The sequence below is a fragment of the Amycolatopsis sp. NPDC028719 genome (genome assembly GCF_055565395.1).
In genome coordinates, this window is record NZ_JBVHUL010000010.1 from 1 (window position 1) to 25,029 (window position 25,029).

27 protein-coding genes and 1 pseudogene are annotated in these 25,029 nt (G+C 70.2%); 19 read left to right on the forward strand and 9 right to left on the reverse strand.

All coding sequences use genetic code 11. From position 1 onward, the window contains the following. Positions 1-945, forward strand: a pseudogene (locus ACZ4TR_RS36370) (glycosyltransferase); the annotation flags it as partial. 53 nt (positions 946-998) lie between these two features. Here ACZ4TR_RS36370 and ACZ4TR_RS36375 read toward each other — a convergent pair. After that, on the reverse strand, positions 999-1,244 hold the full coding sequence (locus ACZ4TR_RS36375) for a hypothetical protein (RefSeq protein ID WP_364516385.1): 246 nt from the start codon (positions 1,242-1,244) through the stop codon (positions 999-1,001). Between the two features lie 99 nt (positions 1,245-1,343). On the opposite strand from ACZ4TR_RS36375, the gene ACZ4TR_RS36380 reads away from it, so the two are divergent. The 9 genes from ACZ4TR_RS36380 (at position 1,344) to ACZ4TR_RS36420 (ending at position 8,892) form a co-directional block, all read left to right on the forward strand. Then, positions 1,344-2,108 (forward strand): ESX secretion-associated protein EspG, encoded by a 765-nt coding sequence (locus tag ACZ4TR_RS36380; RefSeq protein ID WP_465292582.1) that lies wholly within the window; start codon positions 1,344-1,346, stop codon positions 2,106-2,108. A 130-nt stretch (positions 2,109-2,238) separates the two neighbouring features. Next, complete coding sequence (locus tag ACZ4TR_RS36385; protein ID WP_465292584.1) at positions 2,239-2,685, forward strand: hypothetical protein; 447 nt, start codon at positions 2,239-2,241, stop codon at positions 2,683-2,685. A gap of 4 nt (positions 2,686-2,689) precedes the next feature. Further along, positions 2,690-3,262: a DUF3558 family protein gene (locus ACZ4TR_RS36390; RefSeq protein WP_465292586.1), complete on the forward strand. Its 573-nt coding sequence runs from the start codon at positions 2,690-2,692 to the stop codon at positions 3,260-3,262. Positions 3,263-3,274: 12 nt separating this feature from the next. Next, positions 3,275-4,765: a hypothetical protein gene (locus ACZ4TR_RS36395; protein WP_465292588.1), complete on the forward strand. Its 1,491-nt coding sequence runs from the start codon at positions 3,275-3,277 to the stop codon at positions 4,763-4,765. A 102-nt stretch (positions 4,766-4,867) separates the two neighbouring features. Continuing rightward, positions 4,868-5,368: a YbaB/EbfC family nucleoid-associated protein gene (locus ACZ4TR_RS36400; RefSeq protein WP_465292589.1), complete on the forward strand. Its 501-nt coding sequence runs from the start codon at positions 4,868-4,870 to the stop codon at positions 5,366-5,368. Positions 5,369-5,379: 11 nt separating this feature from the next. Beyond that, on the forward strand, positions 5,380-6,186 hold the full coding sequence (locus ACZ4TR_RS36405; RefSeq protein ID WP_364525878.1) for a WXG100 family type VII secretion target: 807 nt from the start codon (positions 5,380-5,382) through the stop codon (positions 6,184-6,186). A gap of 1 nt (position 6,187) precedes the next feature. Next, positions 6,188-7,534, forward strand: a complete 1,347-nt coding sequence (locus ACZ4TR_RS36410; protein WP_465292590.1) for a hypothetical protein — start codon at positions 6,188-6,190, stop codon at positions 7,532-7,534. Continuing rightward, positions 7,518-7,934, forward strand: a complete 417-nt coding sequence (locus ACZ4TR_RS36415; RefSeq protein ID WP_465292591.1) for a hypothetical protein — start codon at positions 7,518-7,520, stop codon at positions 7,932-7,934. The genes ACZ4TR_RS36410 and ACZ4TR_RS36415 overlap by 17 nt, the downstream gene beginning before the upstream one ends. After that, the gene (locus ACZ4TR_RS36420; protein WP_465292593.1) at positions 7,924-8,892 is read left to right on the forward strand and encodes a hypothetical protein; all 969 of its coding nucleotides are present in this window, start codon (positions 7,924-7,926) and stop codon (positions 8,890-8,892) included. Before ACZ4TR_RS36415 ends, ACZ4TR_RS36420 begins: the two co-directional genes overlap by 11 nt. On the opposite strand, the gene glfT1 is transcribed toward ACZ4TR_RS36420, so the two are convergent. From glfT1 to wzm, 3 genes are read right to left on the reverse strand one after another with little or no spacing between them, the layout of a single operon-like run. After that, positions 8,886-9,794, reverse strand: a complete 909-nt coding sequence (glfT1, locus tag ACZ4TR_RS36425) for a galactofuranosyltransferase GlfT1 (RefSeq protein ID WP_465292595.1) — start codon at positions 9,792-9,794, stop codon at positions 8,886-8,888. The two genes, ACZ4TR_RS36420 and glfT1, sit on opposite strands and share 7 nt — an antisense overlap. After that, positions 9,794-10,609 (reverse strand): galactan export ABC transporter ATP-binding subunit Wzt/RfbE, encoded by an 816-nt coding sequence (wzt, locus tag ACZ4TR_RS36430; RefSeq protein WP_364525887.1) that lies wholly within the window; start codon positions 10,607-10,609, stop codon positions 9,794-9,796. Before wzt ends, glfT1 begins: the two co-directional genes overlap by 1 nt. A gap of 3 nt (positions 10,610-10,612) precedes the next feature. Further along, positions 10,613-11,566: a galactan export ABC transporter permease subunit Wzm/RfbD gene (gene wzm, locus ACZ4TR_RS36435; protein WP_465292596.1), complete on the reverse strand. Its 954-nt coding sequence runs from the start codon at positions 11,564-11,566 to the stop codon at positions 10,613-10,615. 144 nt (positions 11,567-11,710) lie between these two features. On the opposite strand from wzm, the gene ACZ4TR_RS36440 reads away from it, so the two are divergent. The 4 genes from ACZ4TR_RS36440 to pseI are packed head-to-tail and all read left to right on the forward strand — an operon-like array spanning position 11,711 to position 14,334. Next, on the forward strand, positions 11,711-12,337 hold the full coding sequence (locus ACZ4TR_RS36440; RefSeq protein WP_364525939.1) for a hypothetical protein: 627 nt from the start codon (positions 11,711-11,713) through the stop codon (positions 12,335-12,337). A gap of 32 nt (positions 12,338-12,369) precedes the next feature. Next, positions 12,370-12,804, forward strand: coding sequence for a hypothetical protein (locus ACZ4TR_RS36445; RefSeq protein WP_364525891.1), 435 nt, complete (start codon positions 12,370-12,372; stop codon positions 12,802-12,804). A gap of 1 nt (position 12,805) precedes the next feature. Next, entirely contained in the window at positions 12,806-13,258 is a 453-nt protein-coding gene (locus tag ACZ4TR_RS36450; RefSeq protein WP_465292598.1) for a GNAT family N-acetyltransferase, read from the forward strand. Positions 13,259-13,284: 26 nt separating this feature from the next. Further along, a complete protein-coding gene (gene pseI, locus ACZ4TR_RS36455) occupies positions 13,285-14,334 on the forward strand; it encodes a pseudaminic acid synthase (RefSeq protein ID WP_465292600.1) in 1,050 nt (349 codons plus the stop codon). On the opposite strand, the gene ACZ4TR_RS36460 is transcribed toward pseI, so the two are convergent. Together ACZ4TR_RS36460 and pseB are read right to left on the reverse strand one after the other, a co-directional pair. Beyond that, positions 14,331-15,461 carry a DegT/DnrJ/EryC1/StrS family aminotransferase gene (locus ACZ4TR_RS36460; protein ID WP_465292601.1) on the reverse strand — a complete coding sequence of 377 codons (1,131 nt, stop codon included), beginning with the start codon at positions 15,459-15,461 and terminating at the stop codon, positions 14,331-14,333. The genes pseI and ACZ4TR_RS36460 overlap by 4 nt on opposite strands. Continuing rightward, positions 15,454-16,437: a UDP-N-acetylglucosamine 4,6-dehydratase (inverting) gene (pseB, locus tag ACZ4TR_RS36465; protein ID WP_364525899.1), complete on the reverse strand. Its 984-nt coding sequence runs from the start codon at positions 16,435-16,437 to the stop codon at positions 15,454-15,456. The genes ACZ4TR_RS36460 and pseB overlap by 8 nt, the downstream gene beginning before the upstream one ends. A 41-nt stretch (positions 16,438-16,478) precedes the next feature. Between pseB and ACZ4TR_RS36470 the strand changes: the two genes are divergently transcribed. Genes ACZ4TR_RS36470 through ACZ4TR_RS36480 form a run of 3 tightly spaced genes read left to right on the forward strand, consistent with a single transcriptional unit; the run spans position 16,479 to position 19,347 of the window. Next, complete coding sequence (locus ACZ4TR_RS36470; RefSeq protein WP_465292603.1) at positions 16,479-17,225, forward strand: cytidylyltransferase domain-containing protein; 747 nt, start codon at positions 16,479-16,481, stop codon at positions 17,223-17,225. After that, the gene (locus tag ACZ4TR_RS36475) at positions 17,222-18,181 is read left to right on the forward strand and encodes a PseG/SpsG family protein (RefSeq protein WP_465292605.1); all 960 of its coding nucleotides are present in this window, start codon (positions 17,222-17,224) and stop codon (positions 18,179-18,181) included. The genes ACZ4TR_RS36470 and ACZ4TR_RS36475 overlap by 4 nt, the downstream gene beginning before the upstream one ends. A gap of 17 nt (positions 18,182-18,198) precedes the next feature. After that, on the forward strand, positions 18,199-19,347 hold the full coding sequence (locus ACZ4TR_RS36480; RefSeq protein ID WP_465292607.1) for an epoxide hydrolase family protein: 1,149 nt from the start codon (positions 18,199-18,201) through the stop codon (positions 19,345-19,347). Between the two features lie 189 nt (positions 19,348-19,536). Here ACZ4TR_RS36480 and ACZ4TR_RS36485 read toward each other — a convergent pair whose 3' ends face one another. Then, complete coding sequence (locus ACZ4TR_RS36485; RefSeq protein WP_364525907.1) at positions 19,537-20,091, reverse strand: bacterial proteasome activator family protein; 555 nt, start codon at positions 20,089-20,091, stop codon at positions 19,537-19,539. Positions 20,092-20,225: 134 nt separating this feature from the next. Here ACZ4TR_RS36485 and ACZ4TR_RS36490 point away from each other — a divergent pair, with 134 nt between their 5' ends. Further along, on the forward strand, positions 20,226-21,425 hold the full coding sequence (locus tag ACZ4TR_RS36490) for a cysteine desulfurase-like protein (protein ID WP_364525909.1): 1,200 nt from the start codon (positions 20,226-20,228) through the stop codon (positions 21,423-21,425). Here ACZ4TR_RS36490 and ACZ4TR_RS36495 read toward each other — a convergent pair. Continuing rightward, a complete protein-coding gene (locus tag ACZ4TR_RS36495; RefSeq protein ID WP_465292608.1) occupies positions 21,422-22,399 on the reverse strand; it encodes an NAD(P)H-quinone oxidoreductase in 978 nt (325 codons plus the stop codon). The genes ACZ4TR_RS36490 and ACZ4TR_RS36495 overlap by 4 nt on opposite strands. Positions 22,400-22,481: 82 nt before the next feature. Here ACZ4TR_RS36495 and ACZ4TR_RS36500 point away from each other — a divergent pair, with 82 nt between their 5' ends. Then, positions 22,482-24,023, forward strand: a complete 1,542-nt coding sequence (locus tag ACZ4TR_RS36500) for a M28 family metallopeptidase (RefSeq protein WP_465292610.1) — start codon at positions 22,482-22,484, stop codon at positions 24,021-24,023. Positions 24,024-24,072: 49 nt separating this feature from the next. Here ACZ4TR_RS36500 and ypfJ read toward each other — a convergent pair whose 3' ends face one another. Beyond that, the gene (ypfJ, locus tag ACZ4TR_RS36505) at positions 24,073-24,999 is read right to left on the reverse strand and encodes a KPN_02809 family neutral zinc metallopeptidase (protein ID WP_364525915.1); all 927 of its coding nucleotides are present in this window, start codon (positions 24,997-24,999) and stop codon (positions 24,073-24,075) included. Positions 25,000-25,029 lie beyond the last annotated feature (30 nt).

The window sequence follows — 25,029 nt, forward strand, 5'->3', positions numbered from 1 at the left end:
ACCCTCGAACCCGGCCAGCCGGTCGAGCACTCCCTCACCACCGCCGACCTGCTCGGCGTCGACGAGGAAACCCTCAAGCCCAACCGGCAGGAACGCCGTCTCGACGCCGGCTACAACGGCTGGTGGTCGTGCCTGATCCCCTACGAGGTCGTGCAGGCCACCGGCTACCCGATGCCGTTCTTCTTCCAGTGGGACGACGCGGAGTACTCCTACCGCGCCCGCGCACACGGCTTCCCGACGGTGACGTTGCCGGGGGCGGGGGTGTGGCACGCGGACTTCCACATGAAGGACTGGGACGAGTGGCACCGGTACTTCAACCTGCGCAACTCGATCATCACCGCCGCGTTGCACTCGCCGTTCAACCTCAACCTGCTCTCCCGGGTGCTGCTGGCGCAGCTGGTGCGGTATCTGCTGGGGATGCAGTACGGGCTGTCGGCCACGCTGATCAAGGCGGTCGAGGACTTCCTCGAAGGCCCGGAGATCCTGCGTGACGGCGGGGTCGAGGCGATGCAGGAGATCCGCCGGATCCGCGACCAGTACCCGGAGACCAAGCGCCACAAGGCCACCGACGTCCCGGGCATCGCGTCCAACGACATCGGCATCATCAACAGCGCGCCGCGGCCCAGCATGCAGCGCCTGGTGCTGATCAAGCGCGTGCTCGACCGCGTGCTCGGCCGCAGCCGCTTCGGCCTCGGCGCGGTGCCGATCGACGAGGCGAACTGGTGGCACATCGCGCTGTTCGACACCGCGGTGGTCACCGACGCGAACCAGGAAGGCGTCCGCGTCCGCTCGTACGACAAGGTCAAGATGTTCGACCTGGCCAAGCGCGGCGCGAAGGTGGTCCAGCGGCTGCGCAAGGAAGGCGCGGCGGTGCAGGAGCAGTACAAGCGCGCCATGCCGGAGCTCACGTCGCGTGAGAACTGGCAGCGCCTGTACAAGCTCTGAGCCCAGGCTCCGCGAAGGCCGTCTCACGCTCGTCGTGAGGCGGCCTTCGCGCGTCAGCCGTGCATGCCGAACACCGTGCTCTTCCGGGTGAGGTCGTCGACGTAGGCGGCGGCCACGTGGGCGAAGTTGATCGCGACCTCCGAGTGGTCCTTGGTGGTCACCGTCTCGACCGCGCCGGTCCGCACGAGCTGGGCGAGCCTGCCCGCCAGCTCGGCGGATCCTTCGGTCTTCAGTGCGAACAGCAGCGGTTCCCCGCCGGTGGCGAGGTGCAGGACGAGTGCGGGTTTCGGGTCGGCCATGCGTCCATCGGACCAGCGGCGATCTTGCCGCGGCAAGCGGGTTCGCTGAGGGCGGAGCCGTGGTCTACCGTGGGGCCGACGAAACGGGGGATGGAAGCGATGCCGCACTCGTTCTCGCTGTCACTGGCAGCGGTGGACATCCTGCTGGAGCACCTGGGATTCGGCCGCGCGCCGACGCCGTTCGAGGTCCCGCACGTGGGCACGACCGTCGAGCAGCGCGCGATGATCCGCGACGCCGTCGTCCGCGACCTGACCGGCCGCGGGCTGTGGAGCCGCGGCCGGCTCGACGCGGACGCCGAGCTGGCGCTGGCCACGTTCGTCCGCGGCAGCGTGGTGATCAACGCGGCCGCCGAGCTGGGCGACCGCCACCTCTTCGCGCGGGTCGCGTCCGACGGTCAGTTCGCGGTGCTCGCCCGCCAGGACGAAAACCTGATCGTCTTCGAGGAGGTCCGCCCGACGGGCATCGTCCCGGCGATCGTCGACCTCCTCCCGCTGACCCCGGCGGCGCCCGGCCAGTCGGTCACCATCTCGCGCCCGGCCGTCCAGCCACGCCACCAGCGCCGCGACGACGCGTACGACCCGTTCGCGGGAGTGAGCGGCCCGCGTTCCCCGAGCAGCGGCGGCGGCCCGCAGCTCCGGATGATCGAGCGGGTGTTCCAGGAGCCGAAGAAGCGCGTGGGCCAGTTCACGGCCCAGACCCGCGGCGGCACGTTCCCGCCCCTGGCCTGGTTCGACACGGAGTCCGGCCGCTGGCTGATGTCCTCGCGCGCGGCCGCGGACGGCCAGCGCTGGATCACCTACGCCCCGGCCGACAACGCCCGCCTGGCCCAGCAGCTGTACGCCCAGCTCGAAGGCCAGTTCTGACGGTCGGGAACCCGCGGTGGGCTTGCGACGTCCAAAAGTGAAGATCGGTGAACAGCCGTTGCGCAGGGTACCCGGCTAGTAGACTCCCGGGTGCACACGCACGGGCGAAGCGATTCGGGGTGGAACAGCGATGTTGATAGCTGACGGCGGCGGCGGCTCGATGTCGGACATCGTCAACCCGCTTTCTTCCGCCGGCATGAGCGCGGCGGTCAAGAGCGTCACAGCGGAGACGCAGAAGCTGGTCGACGCGGCCAAGGGCGGCGGCTTCAAGATCACGCCGGAGGGCGTCAAGCCGATCCGGGACGCCCTGACCGCCCTGGTCACCGACCTCGACGGCCTGGGCTACAAGGCCGCGGCGCTGGACCAGGCCCCTCAGCTCGGCAGCCACCCGTACGGGCAAACTGTCGCCACGCACGACCAGAAGGGCGCCACAGAAGCCCAGAACTCGGCGCGAGCGGTGCTGGACGAGCTCAAGACGGTCGCCCAGCAGGCTGACGAAGCCCTCGCCCGGGCAGCGGGCTTGTACAAGGAAACCGAGAACGAAGCCTTCTCCTCGCTCCAGACCAAGCAGGCCTGAGGTAATGAACAAACTCCTCGTCCGTGTCGTTCTTCCGCTCGTCGCCGGTGGGGCACTGCTGGCCGGGTGCACCACCACCCAGGGGGGAACGGCGTCGCCCGCGCAGTCGTCGTCGGCCAGCGAGCCGAACGCCCCGGAGAGCTCTACCTCGGGGGGGAGCGGGACGCAGTCGATCACCGATCCCTGTTCGCTGCTCGAACCGGGCGATCTGACCGGCTACGGCGAGTTCAACCCGCCGGAGAACGACACCCTCGGTGGCGCCCGCGTGTGCAGCTACCAGAAGAAGATCGCCTCGGCGAGCGACAAGGGCATGGTCGCCGGCGTGAACGTCCGCGACGACGCCACGATCGACCAGGTCCGGGACACCGGTCGCGGAGTGGTCGACAAGGAGATCAACGGCCGCAAGGCGAAGGAATCGCTGGACGGCGTCGCTCCCGGGTGCACGCTCGGCCTGGCCGTCGGAGCTTCGTCCCGGGTGGACGTGGCGGTGACGGCGGTCGAGTCGTCCGAAGAGGCCTGCCAGATCGCCGAGGAAGTGGCCACGAAGGCTGTCGAACCGCGGTTGCCGAAGGGATAAAGGGGAACCCAGATGACGACGCGACAGGGACCGCCGCCGAAGGTCGAAGACAAGACGCCTCAAGAAGTCCAGAACATGGCGCCGGCCGAGCGCGACGCCTACCTCCAGAAGCGCGCGGAAGAAGGCGTCGACCCCGGCAGCTGGTTGTTCGGCCCGGTCCAGCAGTGGATCGCCCAGGCCAAAGCCAAGAACCAGGCCCAGGAGATGGGCGACAAGAACGTCGCCGAGGCCACGAAGGGCCGCGACGTCGAGTACGTCCAGGGCCTGCACGCGCCGAACGCGGACTACAAGGGCAACGAGCACACCCAGCTCCAGGCGTTCCTCGAGAGCAACCTGAACGTCGAGCAGGTGTCCGATGTTTCGACCGCCTACCACCAGGTCCACCAGGTCTTCGACAAGTTCGCCACGTCGATGAACACGGCGGTCAACGCCTCCAAGGGCACCTGGGAAGGCAGCGCGGCCGAGAACGCCCAGCAGTACTTCACGACCTTGGGCAAGTGGTCCGACGCGAACTCGCAGAACGCGAAGCTCGCCTCGGAGACCATCTACGACCAGGGCCAGGCCGCCGCCACGGCGAAGAACTCCATGCCGGCCCCCATCCCGTTCTCCTGGGGTGACGAGTTCAAGTCCTGGGCGACGTCGAACCCGTTCAGCCTGCCGGACAACGTCGACAAGTCCCTCCAGAAGCAGCAGGACAGCCAGGCGGCGCACGACCAGGCCGCCAGCGTCATGTCGACCTACGACAAGAACCTCTACGAGGCCGCGTCGAAGCAGCCCGCCTTCGCGCCGCCGCCCAGCTTCAGCACCGGCGGTGGTACCGGTGATCCCAACGGGCCCGATGACAAGAACGGCATCAACACGCCATCCAAGGTGGACATGCCGGGCTCCAGCTCGGTGACCACGCCGGGCGGCAGCACCAACAACTTCACCACCGGCAACATCCCCGGCACGACCGGCACGCCGCAGTTCTCCGGTCCCGGGTCGACCACCGGCGCGGGCCTGCTCCCGGCCGGCACGACCACGCCGTCCGGCTTCACGCCGGGTTCGATCCCGGGTGGGTCGACGCCGAACCCGAACCAGTCCTTCGGCGGCATGCCGCCGATGAGCCCGATGCCCATGGGCGGCATGAACTTCGGCGGCGACGAGGCGTACAACTCCAAGGTCGGCGGGGGCGCCGGCCGTGGGGGCGGCGGTGGCTTCGGCCCCGGCGGCTCGGGCGGCGCCGGCAGCTCGACGGGCGCGGGTGCCGCCTCGGGTGCGGCCCGGCCGGGCGGCATCGGCGCGGCGGAAGCGGCCGCGGGACGCGGGATGGGCGGCCTCGGTGCCGGTGGCGCGGGAGCCGGTCGCGGCGGCATGGGCGCGGGCGGTGGCATGGGCCGCGGCCAGAAGGGCGAGGGCGACGAGGACACGGAGCACTCGCGTCCGACCTACCTCGTCGAGGGCGACCCCGACGAGGTCTTCGGGACGGACATGCGCACCGCGCCGCCCGTCATCGGCGAATAACGGACATAACGGAACGGCCCCGGGGAACCGGGGCCGTTTCGCGTTTGCGCTGGTCGTGGAACCAGTAGCCTTCGCTGCGCGTCGGACACCGCGGAGGCGAGCATGACACCTGAGGAATGGCTGGCGGGCTTCGAAACGAAGATCGCCGATGTCCAGGCGAAGGCCGAAGAGTTCCGCGTCGGGCTGGAGGCTGCGGGGACGACCGTCGCTTCGCCCGACGGGACCATCCGCGTCGGCGTCGCCCCGAACGGCTCGCTCACCGACCTGCGGCTCACCGACTCCGCGCTGGCCGGGAAGTCCGGTGCCCAGCTCGCGGAAGAGATCCTCAAGCTCGCGCGCAAGGCCCAGCGCGGCGCCGCCGTCAACGTCGCCGCCGCGTTCGCCCCGCTGGGCGGCGACTCCGAGGCGATGCACATGGTCACCGGCTACGTGCCGCCGGAGGAGCCCGAAGAGCCGCCCGCGCCCGAGCCGATCCGGGAACGCCGGCTCTGGCAGCACGACGAACCGGAAACCCCGCCGCCACCGCCGGTCCGCCGCCCGCCGCGGCCGCCGCGGGACGACGATGACGACTTCGGGGACAACACGTTCCTGCGCCGGGACTGAGGGGACGAAACATGACCACCGCGACTTCGGGTGCCGGCATCGTCGACACCTACGCCGGGCTCGTCGACTCGATCAAGTCGGACTCCGAGTCCGAAGGCGAGCACGTCCTGGGGGTCGCCGTCAGCGCCGCCGGCGCGGTCGTCGACACCGTCGGCGCCGCGATCGACCCGCTCGGCGCCATCCTCAACGCCGGCGTCGGCTGGCTGCTCGAGCACGTCAGCTTCCTGCGCGAGCCGCTCGACGCGCTGCTCGGCAACCCCGACGAGATCAACGCGAACGTCGACCAGCTCAAGTCCGCCGCGGCCGAGATGCACACCCTCGCCCAGGAGCACCGCGACGACCTCCGCAGCGTCGCCGAGTGGACCGGCCAGGCCGCCGACGCTTACCGCGACAGCCTCACGAAGATGGCCGAGGAGCTGGAGTCGCTCGGCAAGACGCTCGACGGGACGGCGGCGGTCGCGGGCATCTCCGGCATGCTCGTCTGCACGTTGCGCGGCATCGTCTTCGGGCTCATTTCGTCGGTGATCGCCGAGCTGATCCGCGACGCGCTGATCGCGGCGGCCTCGGCGGTGGTGACCTTCGGCGGTTCGATCGCGGCGTTCTGCGGCGTCGCGTCGGCCCGCGCCGCGGCGACCGCGTCGAAGATCGCCGGCAAGATCAGCAAGCTCCTCGAGGGCTTCGCGCGCCAAGGCGGCCGGCTGGCCAAGCTGATGGAAGCGATGGAGAAGCTGACCAAGGGCCTCGACCGGTTCTCCACCGTCGGCGGCCTCACGATGGGCGCTTACCAGGCCGCGAAGCCGTACGAGACGGAGGCGTGACATGGCGACTCACCACACGAGTACGCCGCACCACACCAGCACGCCCCACCACACGGACACGTCGCCGACACACCACGAGACGTCGAACTCGCACCCGGCCGAGCCGCGCCCGGCGCGCGAACCGCACACGAGCGCCGGCGGGCACGGCGGCGGGTACGGGGTCCACACGGACTCGCTCGGCACGATGGAGGGTCATCTCGGCCGCACGAAGGACAAGGTCCACGCGGTCGGCCAAACCGTGGCAGGGGCGAACTTCGGCGCGAAGTCGATGGGCGTGATCGGCTCGGGGATGACGGGCACGCTCAACGGCACGGTGTCGGCGGCCAAGGAGCACGTGGCCCGAGCGGGCAAGGCGGTCGAGGACGCGGGGGCGCGCACGAAGGCGGTCCGCGAGCACTACCAGACGACGGAAGCGAACAGCGCGGCCACGATCGCGGCGGCGGGCAAGCCGGTCGACGCACCACCGGCCAAGACGGCCGGAACAGGCGGCGGCAACCCGCCCCCACCAGGCTCGAACCCCCCACCCCGCCCGCCGGACGACGGCGGCGGAATGCACAACAACCAGGGCCACCACGCGACGGATGACGAGCTGCGAGGCCAGTACACCCGCGAGTCGATGCAGACGCGCCCGACGTCGACGGACAACCAGATCCGCGACGCGGCGAGCAGGTTGGGCTACGACCCGGACCAGCACCTGGCGATGACCCTCCAGCCGGTCACGGACCTCACACACGCCCAGCGGGCCGAGATCGTCGCGGTGCGCAATGAGCTGAAAGCGAACCCGGGCGAGCTGATGACCAAGGTGGTGAAGCCGGAGATCGGCGAGGCCACACTCGCCAACCAGACCACGGTCGTAGATCGCCACTCCGGGGTCACCAGGCCCAACTACCCCGACTCGGTGGCCGGTTCGGTTGCCCGGGGGAGCGACTCGGCCCAGTACGGAACCCCACAAGAATTCCGGGACAAGCTCGCCCTCGACGACAAGGGGGCCGGGTGGACCCCGATCCAAGCCGGGGCGAATGAGGCTTACCAGCTCCGGTTCCCGGCCTCCCGCGATTCATCGGCCATGGAGATCAGCTACGGCGGAACCGACCCGGGGTCGGTCAGCGACATGCAGGCCCTTTCCGGCCAGCCGAAGCCCCGGCCGATGGACCCGCCGTTCCTCGGTACCGGTTACACCGGTGGCGGTGTTCCGGAGTGGATGCACGCGCCACGAGACTACGTGGGCCGTGGTGAGATGTGGCTTGTGCACGCGGACGGGACGGAATCCCTGGCGGGGGTCTACCTCCCCGACCGCGGCTGGTTCGACGTGCGCGGACGAGGAGGGGTAAGTGCCGGGAATCCGTAAGATCTCGCCCGCCGAACGCGCGGTCTACCGGGGCGAGACATACGCCGCGGCCGAACGAGTTCCCGCGGATATGCAGCTCTACCGCGACGGCGCTCCGTGGAAGCAGGTGCCCATCGCGGACCTGGACGAGTGGTACACCGTCCGCACCTGGGGCACCTTCCTCGGTCACGAGTTCGAGATCTACCGCGAGGGCGACGACCGGTACGGCATCGGCGTGGTGGGGACCGGGGACGGGCACTGGCTTGCCGAAACCTGGGCCAAGCCGGAAGAACACCCCGAAGTCCAATTCGACCGGCAGGACATGTTCACATTCTTCGCATCTGTACCGAAGCACATGGTGACTAACCTCCGCGAAGAGCGCACCGACCACCTCGAGACCGGAGGAAACGATGACCGCTGACGCACCCGCCGGTCTCCTCGGCAGCACCGTCGTCCAGCTACCGGTCAAGCCGGGCCTGGCCGGCCTCTACCTGGGCAACGTCCTCGTCCCCGGCCGCTTCGAACCGCATCGGGTCCAAGGGTTCGCCGGCCGCGCCGAGGACGTCGCCGAACTCGACACCGCCGCCATGGTCCGGAACTACGGCCTCGCCAAGATCCCCGGCTGGGGCCCGCTCGACGAGCTCTACCTGCTCCGGTTCACCGCCGGCCACACGTTCCCGTTCCGCACCTCCTACGGCTCGAGCGACCGCGAGATCTCCGCCGAACTCGGCGTCGCCCGCGTCTACCCGCCGCCGTACCTCGGGACCGGGTACTTCCCCGGCGTCGACCACCCGCTACCCGAATACGTCCTGCGGCTGGTCGAAATCCCCGTCGGCGCCGAACTGCTCGTGCGTCGCGCCGACAACACCGAAGAGCGGCTCGGGCAGTACCACAGCCGTAAGGTCGGCTGGATCCCTGACCAGAAGGACGCTTTCGGCGAGGCCGCCTTCTTCCCGCCGCCCGTGCCGCTGCCGCCGCTCGTGCGGCGTGGCTACACCGCGCGGTACCGCGGTGGGGACTTCGACGCCGAGTTCGCCGGCCCCGCCCGGGTCGTCCTGCACCCGCTGCCCGGCGCCGCCGCGCCCCCCGACTTCGGGGAGACCTACGGCTTCCGGATGAAGGCCGTCGACCAGGTGGAGCTGGACGAGCTCACCTTCGTGCGGACACTGTGCCGGTGGCGCGGGGGCACCTTCGAGCTCCTCGGCCGGACGCGCGACACCGCCGACCTGCACCTGGCCGACGAGGACTACCTCACCGCGCGCGACCTGGGACTGTCCGAAGTGGACTACCGCGTGTGGCGCCGCACCGTGCCCGCCGCCGAGCTCGCCGACGTCCGGACGGAGTCCGTGCCGGTGCCGCTCGAAGGGCAGTTTCAGTAGCGGTAGAACTTCTCCGCGCGGCCCTGGCGCACCAGCTTCAGCCACTGCATGAACGCCTTCGGGTCGCGCTTCACGCCTACGAAGTACAGTCCGAACCGGAGGATCTCCAGCGCGCCGATCTTGCGCATTCCCGGCTGGGACAACAGGTACCCGCGGTTGCGGTACGTGTAGTACCGCTTGACCTCGTTCTCCGGGTCCTGCGCGTGGAACTTGCCGCCCAGCATGGGCTTGAACTCGTCCGAGCCGTCCGGGTGCAGGTACTTCGTCTTCAGCGACGTGCCGAACGGCAGCCCCGACCGCACCAGCCGGCGGTGCAGCTCGACCTCGTCGCCGCGGAAGAACAGGCGCAGGTCCGGCACGCCGACGACGTCCAAAGTGGACGCGCGGAACAGTGCGCCGTTCATCAGGGACGCGATGCCGGGCAGGAAGTCCACGCCCAGCTCGGACTGCGACCGCTTCCACGTCAGGCCGCGGCGGAGCGGGAACGCCAGCTTGTCCGGGGCGTCGATGTTGGACACCACGGGCGAAACCTCCGCCAGGTCCCGCTTTTCCGCTTCCTCCAGCAGGATCGCGAGCACGTTCTCGTCGGCCGGCCGCCCGTCGTCGTCGGCCAGCCAGACCCAGTCCGCGCCCAGCGACAGCGCGTGCAGCATGCCCAGCGCGAACCCGCCCGCGCCACCGAGGTTGCGGTGCGAAGGCAGGTACGTGTGCGGCAGCGGGTAGTTCTCGACGACCTCACGAGCCGAGTCGTCCGGCCCGTTGTCCACCACGACCAGGTGGTCGACCGGCCGGGTCTGGGCCGCGATGATCTTCAGCGAGTCCGCGAGCAGCTCGCGCCGGTGCCGCGTGACGACCACGCCGACGACCGCGCCGTCGGGCAGCTGCCGGGTCTCGCTGGCCATCATTCGCCGCCGTTCGTCGTCGCCGCCGGCTCGACGCCGAAGCGCGCCAGAGTTTCCTGGCTCATGTTCTCGAACGGGTCACGCCCCTTGTACGCGGTGAGGACGTCCCGCAGCGAACCCTGCTGCTTGATGTGGCCTTCGTCCATCCAGAGGGCCGAGTCGCACAGCTCGAACAGGAACTCGTCGGAGTGACTGGCGAACACCAGGATGCCGGAGCGCTTGACGAGGTCCTTGAGCCGGTCGCGCGCCTTGTTCAGGAACGCCGCGTCGACCGCGCCGATGCCCTCGTCGAGGATCAGGATCTCCGGGTCGATCGAGGTGACGACGCCCAGCGCCAGCCGCACGCGCATGCCCGTCGAATACGTCCGCAGCGGCATCTGCAGGTAGTCGCCGAGTTCGGTGAACTCCGCGATGTCGTCGACGCGCTTCTCCATCTCCTTGGCCGTCATGCCGAGGAAGAGGCCGCGGATGATGATGTTCTCGACCCCGGAGATCTCCGGGTCCATGCCGACGCCGAGGTCGAACACCGGCGCGATCTTGCCCTGGATCCGCGAGGACCCGCGGGTCGGCTCGTAGATCCCGGCGAGCAGCCGCAGCAGCGTGGACTTGCCGGCGCCGTTGTGCCCGACCAGGCCGACCCGGTCGCCTTCGCGCAGCGAAAGCGTCACGTCGTGCAGGGCTTCGATGATCGGCACCTTCGTGTCGGTGCCGATCTTGCCGCCGACCTTGCCGAGGACCTTCTTCTTCATCGACCGGGTCTTCGCGTCGAAGATGGGGAAGTCGACGAAGGCGTTGTGGACGTCAATGCTGACCATTTGTCACACCCAGTAGGAGACGCGAGCACGGTAGTTGCGCATCGCGACGAGCGCGAGCGCCCAGCCGACGATGGTGATGGAGCCGACCACGATCCAGTTGCCCGGGGTGAACGACTGGCCGAGCAGCGGGGCCCGTACCACCTGCATGAAGTGGTACAGCGGGTTCAGCTGGATGATCGGCAGCACCCACGAGATGCTCGCGCGAGCCCCGCCGCCGAGCAGCTGGTCGACCGGCCACACGATGGGCGTGCCGTAGAACAGCAGCTGGATCAGCGAGTTGATGACCTGCGGGATGTCGCGGAAGCGGGTCGAGATGATGCCCAGCAGCAGCGTCACCCAGCCCGCGTTCAGCGCGAGCAGGAAGAAGCCGGGGATGGCGAGCAGGATGTTCCAGCTCAGGCCCGGGTGGCAGTACAGGTCCCCCTGGCACAGGCCGTCCGGTGAACCCAGCGAGTACCGGTTGTCCAGTGCGCTGAAGAAGATTACGAGGATCACGACGTAGACGATCATGTTGTGCGCCAGCAGCAGCGTCTGCCGCCACACCGTGCGCAGCATGTACACGCTCAGCGGTGCCGGGAGCTGCTTGATCAGGCCCTCGTTGGAGATGAACGTCTCCATGCCCTCGGCCAGGCACCCGCTGATGAAGCCCCACAGGATGAAACCGGTGGACAGGTAGGGCAGGAACACCTCGATCGGCGAGTGGAACAGCTGCGAGTACAGCAGCCCGAGCCCGAGCGCGATGACCGCCTGGCTGATGGTGATCCAGAACGGACCGATCACCGAGCGGCGGTACCGCTGCTTGATGTCCTGCCAGCCGAGGTGACCCCACAGCTCGCGGGCGGAGAAACCGGCCTTGATGTCGGCGAAGGCACGCGCGAACGTCTTGCTGTCCGACGTCGGGGGCGCCGACGTCGCTACGGGTGAGTCCGCGGCCTGAACCGTGCTGGTGGCATGCACGTGGACGAGGGTACCGATGGGATGAGCGGCGTCCGGCCCACCCCGCCCGTGTGGTAGAGGTTAGGGACCGCTACGCGGTGGGGTGTGTCCTGCGTGCTGGTACTTTCTCCGCTTATGACTGCTGCTCTCGGCGCGGCGAGCTTGATGGTCAACCTGCTCGCGGCGTACGCCGACCGGCCCGACCCGCGCTCGGTGGCCGTCGTCGGAAACCAGCCGCTCCCGCCCGACCCCCAGCGGGCGAAGGCGATCGACGCGTGCGACCTGGTGATCCGGGTCAACGGCTTCGTCGTCGACAAGCCGGGCGAGGAGATCGTCGGCTCGCGGACGCACGTCGTGGTGTTCAACCGGGCGATCCGGGCCACCCCGTACGTCTTCCAGGACTACCGCAAGCGCCTCTACCTGCTGGTCGAGCCCGGCCGGATGCACTGGGAACCGGAGGACGTGCCGGGCTGGTGGCCCCCCGACCTCGGCGCGGTCCCGGTGTCGAACCGCGAGGTCGTGCTGCCGCTGTCGGACGCGCTGGGCCTGCCGACCCGCGACGAGCCGACGTGGTCGACCACCGGCACGCTGGCCGCCTGGATCGCGCGCACGTCGTTCCCGACCGCGCAGCTCGTGCTCACCGGGTTCTCGTTCATCGACAACCCGGACCAGACGTCGTGGGAGCACGCCGCGGGCGATTCCTGCATCGTCGGGCCGGAGCACCAGATCGCCGCCGAAGGGCGGCTGCTGGACTCCTGGACCAAGACCGGTGACACCACCCTCCTGCGCTAGACGCGCCTCCCCACCCACGTAAGGACCCACTCATGGCAGTGCAGAAACTCGGCAGAGGCCTCGTCGACCGGATCGCCCGGCTCATCGACTTCCGGGTCGACGACCGCACGCGCGGGCTGGCCGAGCGCGTCAACAACCTCGAGCATGCCACCGCCGACCACCGGCGCCGGCTGGACAACGCCGAGCACAACCTCGAGCAGGCCCGCGGCGACCTGCGCTGGACCCGCGCCGAGCTCGACCGCCTGATTCCGCACGTGGCCGCGCAGGAAGGCCGCCTGGAGACGCTGCGCGAGTCGATGTCGCTGGTGCCCAGCACCGACAGCGCCCAGATCTCCGAAGCCCGCACGCTCATCGAGGAGATCCAGCGCCAGCACGCCCAGATCCGCGTCCGGCTCGCCGGCATCTCCCGGTACGAGGACCGGCTGCGCCGCCTCGAGGACCGGGTCGAAGAGCCCGTCAGCCAGTAGGTTGCGCGCCCGGGAAGCCACCGAAGCCGACGCCGGGCTGCTGCTCGGCTGGCGGAACGACCCGCGGACGCGGCAGTCGTCGCGCTCGACGGCCGTGGTGGCCCTGGACGAGCACCTCGCGTGGTTGCGCGGGGTGCTCGCCGATCCCGGCCGGCTGCTGCTCGTCGTCGAGCACGAAGACGAGCCGGCGGGCACCGTCCGGTTCGACCGCCGGGATGGTGACGGCTGGGAAGTCAGCATCACCCTCGCGCCGGAGCAGCGCGGCCGCGGCCGGTCCGGCGCGGTGCTCGCCGAGGGGGAGCGCGCGGCGCGCGAGCGCCTCGGAGTCCGGGTCGTGCTGGCCGCCGTCCACCAGGACAACACCGCTTCGGCGAAGCTCTTCGAGCGCGCCGGTTACGTCGAAGCCGCGCCTGCCGTCAGCGGCTTCCGGCAGCTGCGCAAGACTCTGAGCTGACCCGCAGTCCACCCCGGGGAGGCACCATGCACGACATCCGGTTCGGCGCGCACCACATCGGCCCCGGCCACGCGCCGTTCGTCATCGCCGAGATGTCCGGCAACCACAACGGCGATCTGGACCGGGCGCTGCAGATCATCGACGCCATCGCCGAAACCGGCGCGCAGGCGGTCAAGCTGCAGACCTACCGCCCCGACACGATCACCATCGACGTCGACACCCCGGCGTTCCGGATCGGGGACTCGCATTCCCTCTGGGGCGGCGAAAACCTGTACAAACTGTACGAAAAGGCGCACACGCCCTGGGAATGGCACGCGCCGCTGTTCGAACGGGCCCGCGCTCGCGGGCTGGAAATCTTCTCCAGCCCGTTCGACCCGACCGCCGTCGAGCTGCTGGAGTCCCTGGACGCGCCGGCGTACAAGATCGCGTCGTCGGAGATCGTCGACCTGCCGCTGATCGAGCTGTGCGCGCGCACCGGGAAGCCGCTGGTCATCTCCACCGGCATGGCGAACGTCGCCGAGATCGACGCCGCGGTGCGCACCGCCCGCGAGGCAGGCAACGACCAGCTGATCGTGCTCGGCTGCACCGCGAGCTACCCGGCGTCGCCGTCCGAGAGCAACCTGCGCGGCCTGCCGCTGCTGGCCGGCCTGACGCAGACGCTGGTGGGCCTCTCCGACCACACGCCGGGCATCGGGGCGCCGGTCGCGGCCGTCGCGCTCGGTGCGGTGGCCATCGAGAAGCACGTCACGCTGGCCCGGGCCGACGGCGGCGTCGACTCCGAGTTCTCGCTGGAGCCGGCGGAGCTGGCCGCGCTGGTCACCGAGACGCACCGGGCGTGGGAAGCGCTGGGGCAGGCGGTGCTGGGCCCGCGCGAAAGCGAGAAGGAGGGCCTGCGGCTGCGCCGGTCTCTCTACGTCGTCGAGGACGTCCGCGCCGGCGACGAGGTGACGCCGGCGAACGTCCGGTCGATCCGGCCCGCCGGTGGCCTGGCCCCGGCCGAGATCACCAAGGTCGTGGGGCGCACCTTCCGCGTCGACGCCGCGAAGGGCACGCCCCTGACCTGGGACCTGATCTAGAAGAACGCGCGCACGGCGTCGACGACGCGGTCGACGTCGGCGTCCGTCAGCGAGGGGAACAGCGGCAGCGAGAGCTCCTGCTCGTAGTACGCCTCGGCGTTCGGGCAGAGCCCGCGCCGGTAGCCGAGGTCCTCGAACACCGGGTGCCAGTACGCCGGGATGTAGTTGACCTGGACGCCGATGCCGACGCCGCGCAGGTGCTCGAACAGCGCCTTGCGGCGGCCTTCGAGGACCCGCAGCGGGTAGAGGTGCCACACGGGGTCGGCGCCCGGGCGGCTCGGCGGTGTCGCCACGCCCTCGACGTCGGCCAGCGCCGCGTTGTAGCGGGCGTGGATCTCGGCGCGGCGCTTCTTGAACTCCGCGAGCCGCGTGAGCTGGCTACTGCCGAGGGCGCAGAGGACGTCCGGCAGGCGGTAGTTCAAGCCGAACTCGTGCACCTCCTGGTGCCAGCCGCCTTCGTCCGGGTAGCGCTGCTCGGCGCGGTCGCGGACCAGACCGTGGTTGCGGAACTTCCGCGCCCGGTCCAGCAGGTCTTCCCGGGGCGTGACGACGGCGCCGCCTTCGGCCGTCGTGAGGTTCTTCGTCGGGAAGAACGAGAACGTCGTCAGATCGGCGATCGAGCCCACCGCGCGGCCCTGCCAAGAGCCGCCGACGGAGTGCGCCGCGTCCTCCAGCAGCAGCGCGCCCGCGTGGTGCGCGACCTCGGCGAGGGCGTCCAGCTCAGCCGGGTGGCCGGCGTAGTCGACGGCGGCGACGACCTTCGTCCGTTCGGTCACCGCGGCTCGGGCTGCCTCGACGTCCAGGTTGCCGGTGTCCGCCTCGACGTCCGCGAAGACCACCTTCGCGCCGTGCAGGGCGGCGGTCGCGGCGGTGGCGACGAACGTCATCGGCGAGGCGACGACCTCGTCACCGGCCTTGATACCGGCTGCCGCGTACGCGACGTGCAGCGCCGCGGTGCCCGAGGTGACGACGACGGCCGGTGTCCCGCCGGTGTGCGTCGCGAGGTCGTTTTCGAACTGCTGGACCGCGGGCCCGGTGGTCAGCCAGTCGCCGCGCAGCACGTCGACGACGGCTTGGATGTCCTCTTCGCTGATCGACTGGCGGCCGTACGGCAGGAAGTCACCCATGCTGCTCGACCAGTTCGCGCAGCTCCTCCGCGTCCAGCCAGAGGTCGTTGGTGTCCGAGCGGTAGGCGAAGCCCTCCGGCATCGGCGTGCCGTCCGCCGGCGGCTGGAAGCCCCAGCCGGCCAGGTGCGGCTGCACGACGTAGCGGTCCTTGAGCTGGACCGTCCGGCGCGCGTCGTCGGGGGCGATCATCTCCTCGTGCAGCTTCTCGCCCGGGCGGATGCCGACTTCGTGCATCTCGCTGCCCGGCGCGATCGCCTGGGCCAGGTCGACCAGCCGCATGCTCGGGATCCGCGGCACGTACAGCTCGCCGCCGTGCATCTGGTCGAAGGAGTCGACGACGAACCGCACGGCCTGGGGGAGCGTGATCCAGAACCGGGTCATGTCCTTGTGCGTGATCGGCAGCGACTCGCCCTGCTCGGCCAGCTTGCGGAAGAACGGGATGACGCTGCCGCGCGAGCCCATCACGTTGCCGTAGCGGACCACGGAGAACCGCGTGACGTGCGCGGCCGCGTAGTGGTTGCCGCTGATGAACATCCGGTCGGCGCACAGCTTGGTGGCGCCGTAGAGGTTGATCGGGCTGGACGCCTTGTCCGTCGACAGCGCGACGACCTTCTTGACGCCGGTGTCGATCGCGGCCTCGATGACGTTCTGCGAGCCCATGACGTTGGTCTGGACGAACTCGAACGGGTTGTACTCGCCGGTGTCGACCTGCTTGAGCGCGGCGGCGTGCACGACGTAGTCGACGCCGTGCATGGCGCGCTCGAGCCGGCGCCGGTCGCGGATGTCGCCGATGAACCAGCGCAGGCGCGGGTCGTCGCCGAACAGCTGGCGCGTTTCGTACTGCTTCAGCTCGTCGCGGGAGAGCACGACCAGCCGGCTCGGGTTCAGTTCGGCGAGCGCGTGCGCGATGAACGCCTTGCCGAAGGAACCGGTCCCGCCGGTGAGCAGGATGCTGGAGCCATCCAGCTCGGACATCGTTGACCTCCGCGTTTCGGTGACTGTGGCCGTCGGCCATCATGTCACCCATGCGTGCAGCGCCCGTGGTCAACGCCGTCATCCAGGCCCGGTCGTCCTCGACCAGGCTCCCCGGCAAGGTGCTGCGCACGCTCGGCGGCCGCAGCGTGCTGGGCTGGGTCGTCCGGGCCGCGGCGGCCGCACCCGGCGTCGACCAGGTGGTGGTCGCGACGTCTTCGGACGCTTCGGACGACGACGTCGCTATCGAGGCGGCTCGGTGTGGCGCCGCGGTGGTGCGTGGCCCGCTCGACGACGTCCTCGACCGCTTCGGGCTGGCGTTGCGAGAGCACCCCGCCGACGCCGTGATCAGGCTCACCGCCGACTGCCCGCTGCTGGACCCGGCGCTGATCGGCCAGCTCGCGACGCTGTGGCGGGCCCAGCCGTCGCTCGACTACGTGAGCACGACGCTGGTCCGGACGCTGCCGCGCGGGTTCGACGCCGAGCTGGTGCGGGCCGCTGTGCTGGCCGAGCAGGCCTCGACGGCTGTGGGCGCGCACCGCGAGCACGTCACGTCGGGAATCTATTCGGATCCTTCGCGCTACTCGTGCACCGGGATCGTGGTGAGCCCGGCGGCCGGCGACCTGCGCGTGACGTTGGACACCGCGGAGGACTGGGCTCTGCTTTCCGCTGTGGTCGGCGAACTCGGCGACGGCGTCGGCGACTGGAGGGCGGTGGTCGCGCTGCTGCGGTCGCGGCCGGACCTGGTGGCACTGAACGCGCACGTCGAGCAGAAGAAAGTCGGCTCGTGAAGCTGCTCCTGCGCGCGGACGCGTCGGCGTCGATCGGCGCCGGGCACGTCGCGCGGATGGTCGCCTATGCCGAGCGGGCGGTGGCGCGGGGTTACTCGGTCGTGTTCTCGGGTCGCACCGACAACGCGGAGTGGCTCGCTTCGCGCTTCGACGAGCTGGGCGTCTCGCGCGGGTCTTTCGACGCTTCCGGGTTCGACGCGGTGGTCGTCGACCACTACGGCCTCGGTGACCTGCGCGAAGAGGTCAACGCGGTCGGCGCGCTGCTCGTGTCGATCGAGGACGACGTGTTCGGGCGCCGGCCCGCGGACATCGTCGTGGACTCGGGTTTCGCGCCTTCTTTCCGGCCTGACGACGGCTCGGACGTCTTGCTGCGAGGGATCGCGTACGCGCCGCTTCGGGACGTCGTGCGGTCTACGCGCCGGGTGCTTTCCGGGCCACCGCCGCACGTCACGGTGGCCCTGGGCGGTGGTGACCAGTGGGCGCCGACGGTCGGGTTGCTGCTTCGCGCGCTTCGCGACACGGAACTGCCGTTCGCGGCGGACGTGCTGGTGCGCGGTGAACCCGCGCTGCCCGCCTTGCGGCCGGACCAGTCGATCCGGGTCGCGGCGCCGAGCCCCGCGCTGCTGGAGCTGTTCGCGACGACCGACGTCGCGGTGAGCGCGGCCGGGGTGACGTTCGTCGAGCTGTGCTGCCTCGGCGTCCCGACGGCGGCGGTGCGGCTGGTGGACAACCAGGACCCGGGTTACCGGGCCGCGGTGGAACTCGGCCTGGCGGCGGGGCTCGGCCCCGCGGAATCCTTGGCGGAGCGGCTGCCTTCGGTCACCGCGGTGTTGCGTTCACTGCTCTCCGACGCGGCGCTTCGGCGGCGGCTGTCGGCGACGGCGTCGTCCACAGTGGATGGTCGGGGCGTCGACCGGGTACTGGATCGTCTCGAGGACCGGATCTGTCCGCGATAGCTCCTACTGTCGCGGGTATGACGATCACGCCGTTCCACATCGACGTCCCGCAGAGCGCCCTCGACGACCTCCGCGCGCGCTTGGCGAACACGCGCTGGCCCGATCAGCCCGCCGACGCCGGCTGGCGGCTCGGGGCGCCCGTCGACTACGTGCGTGAGCTGGCGGAGTACTGGCGCACGGGCTTCGACTGGCGGGCGCAGGAAGAGCGCATCAACGGCTTCCCGCAGTTCACGACGACGATCGACGGCACGAAGGTGCACTTCCTGCACGTGGTTTCCCCGGAGCCGTCCGCGACGCCGGTGCTGCTGACGCACGGCTGGCCGGGGTCGATCGTCGAGTTCCTGGACGTCATCGGGCCACTGACGGACCCGCGCGCGTACGGCGGCGACCCCGCTTCGGCTCTTACGGTGGTGGTCCCGTCGATCCCGGGCTACGGCTTCTCAGGGCCGACACCGACGCCGGACTGGGGCCCGGACCGCATCGCGCGGGCGTTCGCGACGCTGATGACGAGCTTGGGATACGAGCGTTTCGGAGCCCACGGCGGCGACTGGGGCGCGATCATCTCACGCGAGCTGGCGACCCAGTTCCCTTCGCGAGTGCTGGGGATCCACGTGACGATGCTGGCGTCGGCGGTGGCGCGAACCGCGTCGGACGTCTCCGGCTTGAGCGGTCCGGAACTGGCCAAGGCCGAGCGTTCGCTGGAGAAGGGCCAGGCGTTCTCGGCGTCCGGAACCGGCTACGCGATGATCCAGGCGACCAAGCCGCAAACGCTTGCGTACGGCCTGCACGATTCCCCGGCGGGACAGCTGGCGTGGATCGCGGAGAAGTTCCGCTCGTTCTCGAACACCTCGGTGGACTTGATCGACCGCGACGACCTGTTGGCGGACGTGTCGATCTACTGGTTCACGGAGACGGCCAACTCATCGGCCCGGCTGTACGCGGCGCTGACGGGAGGGTGGGGAGCACCCCCGGCGCCGAACGTGGTCCCGACGGGAGTAGCGGTCTTCCCGGACGACATCGGCCTGCCGATCCGGACATTGGCGGAGCGAACGGACAAGATCGTCCATTGGACAGAGTTCCCCCGCGGCGGCCACTTCCCGGCCCTGGAGGAACCGGACGCCCTGGTCGGCGACATCCGCGACTTCTTCAGCAGCCTGCGGCCCTGAGGGGCTTGGAGGCGCAAGCTGCCGGCAAGTTGTCCACAGGAGTTGTCCACATCCCCCATGGTCTGTGGACAACCTCACCGCAACCCCGGCCGAAGCCCCCAGAAGCCACCCGAAAGCCGTGAAGGCCTCCGAACCGACCACAAGAGCCGGCAGGGAGGCCTTCACGGAAGAACCGTCAGAGAAGAACCGTCAGAGGTACTGCCCAGTCCCCGAGATCCCCGGCCCATGCCCCTCATGAGCCCCACCAGCAGCCGAAGGCCCGGCCGGCAACCCGCGCCGCATCTGCTCCAGCTGGACTCGGGCCGCCATCTGCTGGGCGAACAACGCCGTCTGGATCCCGCTGAACAGACCCTCCAGCCACCCGACCAGCTGAGCCTGCGCGATCCGCAGCTCCGCGTCCGAAGGCGTCGAGTCGTCCGTGAACGGGCGGACCAGCCGCTCGAGCTCCTCCTGCAGTTCCGGTGCCAGCGAAGCCGCCAGCTCCTTCACCGAAGTCTGGTGGATCTCGCGGACCCGGGTGCGGGACGCGTCGTCCAGCGGGGCCGCGCGGACCTCCTCCAGCAGCTGCTTGATCATCGTGCCGATCCGCATCACCTTGGCCGGCTCTTCGATGAGCTCGCCCACCGCCTCGGCTTGCTCCGCGCCCTCGAGACGGGAGCCGTCTTGCCCGACTACCACCACGTGGGGTGAAGATTCCTGGCCGGGGTCACCCGCTGTGAAGTTCGGCTCGGTCATGTGCTCCATCCTGGCTTGCGTTCAACACGCTCCGCGACACCTGCGGGGTGTTCGTCTCCGAGCGTAGCGGCTATCGGGGTTCCCGGTGGTTCTCCACCCAACCCCGGACGCACGGCGAAACCGCACGTCCGTACGGTGTCCCCATGGCGTTCGACGTCGCTCGTATCCGTGGGCTCTTTCCCGCGCTGGGTGACGGCTGGATTCACTTCGACGGCGCCGCCGGAATGCTGGTCCCGGAACAGGTCGCTTCGGCCGTTTCCACGGCGATGCGCGCCCCGGTGTCCGGGCCGGGCGGAGCGTTTCCGGCCTCACAGCGCGCGGAAAGCATCGTGACCGCGGCCCGCCGGGCCGTCGCCGACCTCGTCGGTGCCGATCCGGCCGCCGTCGTGCTCGGGCCGAGTGCGCCGGTGATGCTGCGCCGCCTCTGCGACGCGCTCGCCGAGCGCTGGACCATCGGCGACGAAGTCGTCGTGTCGAGGCTCGACGAACAAGCGAACCTCGCGCCGTGGCAGCGCGCCGCGAAGCGCGTCGGCGCCGTCGTGCGGTGGGGCGAAATCGACATCGAGACCTGCGAACTGCCCGCGTGGCAGTACGAGCAGCTCGTGTCGGCGCGCACGAAGGCCGTCGCGGTCACCCTCGCGTCCGGTTCCGTCGGCACCCGGCCGGACGTCCCGACGATCATCGAGTTCGCCAAGCGCGTCGGCGCGCTGGTCGTCGTCGACGCCACCTACGCCGCGCCGTTCCTGCCGCTGGACATCAACGCTCTCGGCGCCGACGTCATGGTCGTCTCCGCGCAGGCGTGGGGCGGCCCTTCGGTCGGGGCGCTCGTCTTCCGCGACCCCGAACTGATCGAACGCATCTCGTCCGTCTCGCTCGACCCGGCGGCGCGCGGCGCGGCCCGCCTCGAGCTGGGGCCGCACGCCTACCCGCTGCTGGCCGGGCTGATCGCGTCCATCGACTACCTCGCCGGCCTCGACGACGCCGCGTCCGGCTCCCGCCGCGAGCGGCTGGTCACCTCGCTCGGCTCGGCGAAGTCGTACCACGCCGGGCTGCTCGCGCAGCTGTCCACGGAGCTGCTGTCGCTGCGGCACATCATGGTCATCGGCAACGCCATGCGCCGGATCCCCGCGCTCGCCTTCGCCGTCGCCGGCAAGAAGGCACCCGAAGTGGCCGAGTACCTGGCATCGCAGGGGTTGTGCGCCTTCGCGGACGACGGCGCGGCCGGCGTCTTCGCGTCACTCGGCGTCGGAGAAGTGGGCGGCGCCGTGCGGATCGGGCTCGCCCACTACTCCAACGTCTTCGAGATCAACCAGCTCGTGCGGGTCCTCGACGAACTGCGTTAGGACTTCGCGGCCAGCAGGATCTTCCCGAACACGCTGCCCTCTTCCAGGGCGCGGTGCGCGGACGCGGCCTCGGCCATCGGGACGACCTGGCCGATGACCGGCTTGACGGCACCCTCCGCGACCAGCGGCCACAGCCGTTCGCGGACGTCGGCGACGATCGCCGCCTTCTGCTCCAGCGGCCGGAAACGCAGCCCCGCCGCGAACACCGAAGCCCGCTTGCCGAGCAGCGCGCCGACGTTCAGCTCGCCCTTGACCCCGCCCTGCATGCCGATGATCACCAGCCGGCCGTCCTGCTGCAGCGCGTCGACGTTGCGGCCCAGGTAGGACGCGCCCATGTTGTCGAGGATGACGTTCGCGCCGCCGAAGTCCTTCTTGACGACCTCGACGAAGTCCTTTTCCTTGTAGTTGATCGCCAGGTCCGCGCCGAGCTGGCGGCAGCGGTCGAGCCGGTCTTCCGAACCCGCGGTGACGACGACGGTCGCGCCGAGTGCCTTGCCGACCTGGATCGCGTGCGTGCCGATGCCGCCGGCGCCGCCGTGCACCAGCAGCACCTCGCCCTCGGCGAGCTTCGCGTGCATCACGACGTTCGCCCACACCGTGCACGCCACCTCGGGCAGCCCGGCCGCGGCGATCAGGTCGACCTCGCCCGGCACCGGCAGCAGCTGCCCGGCCGGGACGACGACCTTCTCCGCGTAACCGCCGCCCGCGAGCAGCGCGCAGACCTCGTCGCCGACGTTCCAGCCTTCGACGCCTTCGCCGAGTTCGGCGATCGTGCCCGAGCACTCCAGGCCGATCGTTTCGCTGGCCCCGGGCGGCGGCGGGTAGTGGCCCTGGCGCTGCAGGAGGTCCGCCCGGTTCACCGCGCTCGCCGTGACGTCCAGCAGCACTTCACCGGGGCCGGGGCGCGGATCCGCGACCTCCGCCCACTCGAGAACTTCCGGGTCACCTGGCTCACGGATGGTGATCGCGTACATGCGTCGACTGTATCCCGGTGCCGGAAGCTCCCGCCGAATGACGCATTGACGTACTTCGCATATCGCACAAAGGTGAGCAACCATGTCACTCTTCAGAAAGAGATTCCTCCCTCCGGTGGCGATCGCCGCCGGGGCGACGCTGGTGCTCGGCCTCACCCCGGCCGCCGCCGCGACGACAGTCCCCGACGGTCCCGCTCTGGCGAAGCAGCTCGTCAAGAAAGTCGACGTCAACGGGGTCAACCGGCACCTGATCGCCCTGCAGCGCATCGCCGACAGCAACGGCGGCACCCGGGCGGCGAGCACCGCGGGCCACCAGAAGTCCGCCGAGTACATCGCGACCAAGCTCGAAGCGGCCGGCTTCCAGGTGACCCGCCAGGAGTTCCCGTTCACCTACTCGGAAACCCTGGCCGAGAAGCTGACCGCGGGCGGCCAGGACGTCCCGGTCATCGCGATGGAGTACACCGTCTCGACGCCCGTCGGCGGCATCACCGCGCCGCTCGCCGTGGTCGCGGTCGACGACACCAGCGGCTGCGAGGCCACCGATTACCCCGCCGACGTCGCCGGCAAGATCGCGCTGATCAAGCGCGGCGGCTGCTCGTTCGCGCAGAAGCAGGAGACCGCCGCGGCGGCGGGCGCGATCGGCGCGATCGTCTACAACAACACCGACGGCGACCTGAACGGGACGCTCGGCGGCCCGGAGAACGCGAAGATCCCGACCGGCGGCGTGACGGCGGCCGCCGGGGCGCAGCTGGCCACGCTGGGCGGGCAGAACGTGACGCTCGAGCTGCGTGCCTTCCAGGAGGCGCGGACCAGCTACAACGTCATCGCCGAGACCAAGAGTGGCCGCAAGGACAACGTCGTGATGCTGGGGTCGCACCTCGACAGCGTTCCGGCCGGCCCGGGCATCAACGACAACGGCACCGGCTCGGCGGCCCTGCTCGAGACCGCGCTGCAGCTGGGAAGCAGCCCGAAGGTCAACAACGCCGTCCGCTTCGGCTTCTGGAGCGCGGAGGAGTTCGGCCTGATCGGCTCGACGTACTACGTCGACCAGCTGAGCTTCGAGCAGCAGCTCGACATCGCGCTGTACCTGAACTTCGACATGATCGGCTCGCCGAACGCCGGGTACTTCGCCTACGACGGTGACAACTCCGACGGCGTCGGCGCGGGCGCGGGTCCGTACGGCTCGGCGCAGATCGAGAAGACCTTCGTCGACTTCATGCAGGCCGGGCGGGGCGTGTCCCTCGAGGGCACCGACTTCACCGGCCGCTCCGACTACGGCGAGTTCATCGCCGTCGGCATCCCGGCCGGCGGCCTGGACACCGGCGCCGAGGTCGTCAAGACCCCGGCACAGGCGGCGAAGTGGGGCGGCACCGCCGGGATCGCGTTCGACCCGTGCTACCACCAGGCGTGCGACAACCTCGGCAACGTCGACCGGGTCGCGCTGGACCGCAACGCGGACGGCGTCGCCTGGGCCCTCGGCGTCTACGCGACGAGCACCGAGAGCATCAACGGCGTCCAGCCGGGCAAGGCGAAGTCGGCCAAGCAGAAGGCCGCCGAACGCGGCGCGCAGCGGAACTTCTCCGCGCACGCCGTGGCCGGCGACCCGCACGCGCTGACCGCCTGACGACAGAACGAAGGGGCCGTCCCGGACGGGACGGCCCCTTCGTCGTGTCCTAGCCCAGGCTGTTCGTGCCGAAGGTGTCGCAGCGGGCCGGGTCGCCGGTCTGGAAACCGGTGGTGAACCACTTCTTGCGCTGCGCGGACGTGCCGTGGGTGAACTTCGAGCGGTCGACCTGGCCGCCGCCGAGGTTCTGCTGGATGTAGTCGTCGCCGATGCGGGACGCGGTGTCCAGCGCGGAGGCGATGTCGTCCTGCGTGACGTCGGTGATCAGCGGCTTGCCGCTCTCGGTCGGCGTCGTCGAGGCGTGGTTGGCCCAGACGCCGGCGTAGCAGTCGGCCTGCAGTTCCAGGCGCACCGAACCGGACGTCGGGCCGGTGCCGGTGCCCTTCTTCGACGTGCCGAGCAGGTTCTGCACGTGGTGGCCGTACTCGTGCGCGAGGACGTACGCCTCGGTGAAGAGGCCGCCCTGCGCGCCGAAGCGGGACTTCAGCTCGTCGAAGAAGGAGAGGTCGATGTAGACCTCCGAGTCGGCCGGGCAGTAGAACGGCCCGGTGTCGGAGGTCGCGCTGCCGCAGCCGGTGCGCACGCCGCCGTTGAAGAAGTTCGTCGGCGCCTTCCGGTAGGTCGAGCCGGAGCGCGAGAACTGCTGCGTCCAGTAGTCCTGGACGGAGTTGACGACCGCGACGATCGCGCAGTCGTGGTTCTTGTTGGCGTCCGCGCCGGTCTTGCACTCGCTGGAAAGCTTCGAGTTGTCGACCGCTTGGCCGGAGCCGACGCCGCCGAGCCCGCCGCTCAGGCCGCTGCCGCCGGGGCTCACCCCGCCGAGCTGGGAGAGCACGAAGTAGATGATCAGCCCGACGACGCCGAGCCCGCCGCCGCCGAGCGCAACGCGGCCGCCGATCCCGCCGCCGCCTCCACCGCTTCCGCGCAGGTCCTGGACTTCGGAGGCATCCAGGCCGGCATCGTCGTCGAATCTCACCCGCAGATGGTAACGAGCCTGGGCGCGGCC

Coding starts and splice junctions, on each gene's coding strand:
- ACZ4TR_RS36445 (WP_364525891.1), top strand. CDS start 12,370: ATGGCAGTGCAGAAACTCGGCAGAGGCCTCGTCGACCGGATCGCCCGG.
- ACZ4TR_RS36470 (WP_465292603.1), top strand. CDS start 16,479: ATGTCACCCATGCGTGCAGCGCCCGTGGTCAACGCCGTCATCCAGGCC.
- pseI (WP_465292600.1), top strand. CDS start 13,285: ATGCACGACATCCGGTTCGGCGCGCACCACATCGGCCCCGGCCACGCG.
- ACZ4TR_RS36390 (WP_465292586.1), top strand. CDS start 2,690: ATGAACAAACTCCTCGTCCGTGTCGTTCTTCCGCTCGTCGCCGGTGGG.
- ACZ4TR_RS36400 (WP_465292589.1), top strand. CDS start 4,868: ATGACACCTGAGGAATGGCTGGCGGGCTTCGAAACGAAGATCGCCGAT.
- ACZ4TR_RS36460 (WP_465292601.1), bottom strand. CDS start 15,461: ATGGGTGACTTCCTGCCGTACGGCCGCCAGTCGATCAGCGAAGAGGAC.
- ACZ4TR_RS36385 (WP_465292584.1), top strand. CDS start 2,239: ATGTTGATAGCTGACGGCGGCGGCGGCTCGATGTCGGACATCGTCAAC.
- ACZ4TR_RS36480 (WP_465292607.1), top strand. CDS start 18,199: ATGACGATCACGCCGTTCCACATCGACGTCCCGCAGAGCGCCCTCGAC.
- ACZ4TR_RS36375 (WP_364516385.1), bottom strand. CDS start 1,244: ATGGCCGACCCGAAACCCGCACTCGTCCTGCACCTCGCCACCGGCGGG.
- ACZ4TR_RS36405 (WP_364525878.1), top strand. CDS start 5,380: ATGACCACCGCGACTTCGGGTGCCGGCATCGTCGACACCTACGCCGGG.
- ACZ4TR_RS36440 (WP_364525939.1), top strand. CDS start 11,711: ATGGTCAACCTGCTCGCGGCGTACGCCGACCGGCCCGACCCGCGCTCG.
- ACZ4TR_RS36485 (WP_364525907.1), bottom strand. CDS start 20,091: ATGGAGCACATGACCGAGCCGAACTTCACAGCGGGTGACCCCGGCCAG.
- ACZ4TR_RS36410 (WP_465292590.1), top strand. CDS start 6,188: ATGGCGACTCACCACACGAGTACGCCGCACCACACCAGCACGCCCCAC.
- ACZ4TR_RS36490 (WP_364525909.1), top strand. CDS start 20,226: ATGGCGTTCGACGTCGCTCGTATCCGTGGGCTCTTTCCCGCGCTGGGT.
- ACZ4TR_RS36420 (WP_465292593.1), top strand. CDS start 7,924: ATGACCGCTGACGCACCCGCCGGTCTCCTCGGCAGCACCGTCGTCCAG.
- glfT1 (WP_465292595.1), bottom strand. CDS start 9,794: ATGGCCAGCGAGACCCGGCAGCTGCCCGACGGCGCGGTCGTCGGCGTG.
- ACZ4TR_RS36380 (WP_465292582.1), top strand. CDS start 1,344: ATGCCGCACTCGTTCTCGCTGTCACTGGCAGCGGTGGACATCCTGCTG.
- pseB (WP_364525899.1), bottom strand. CDS start 16,437: ATGTCCGAGCTGGATGGCTCCAGCATCCTGCTCACCGGCGGGACCGGT.
- ACZ4TR_RS36495 (WP_465292608.1), bottom strand. CDS start 22,399: ATGTACGCGATCACCATCCGTGAGCCAGGTGACCCGGAAGTTCTCGAG.
- ACZ4TR_RS36500 (WP_465292610.1), top strand. CDS start 22,482: ATGTCACTCTTCAGAAAGAGATTCCTCCCTCCGGTGGCGATCGCCGCC.
- wzt (WP_364525887.1), bottom strand. CDS start 10,609: ATGGTCAGCATTGACGTCCACAACGCCTTCGTCGACTTCCCCATCTTC.
- ACZ4TR_RS36395 (WP_465292588.1), top strand. CDS start 3,275: ATGACGACGCGACAGGGACCGCCGCCGAAGGTCGAAGACAAGACGCCT.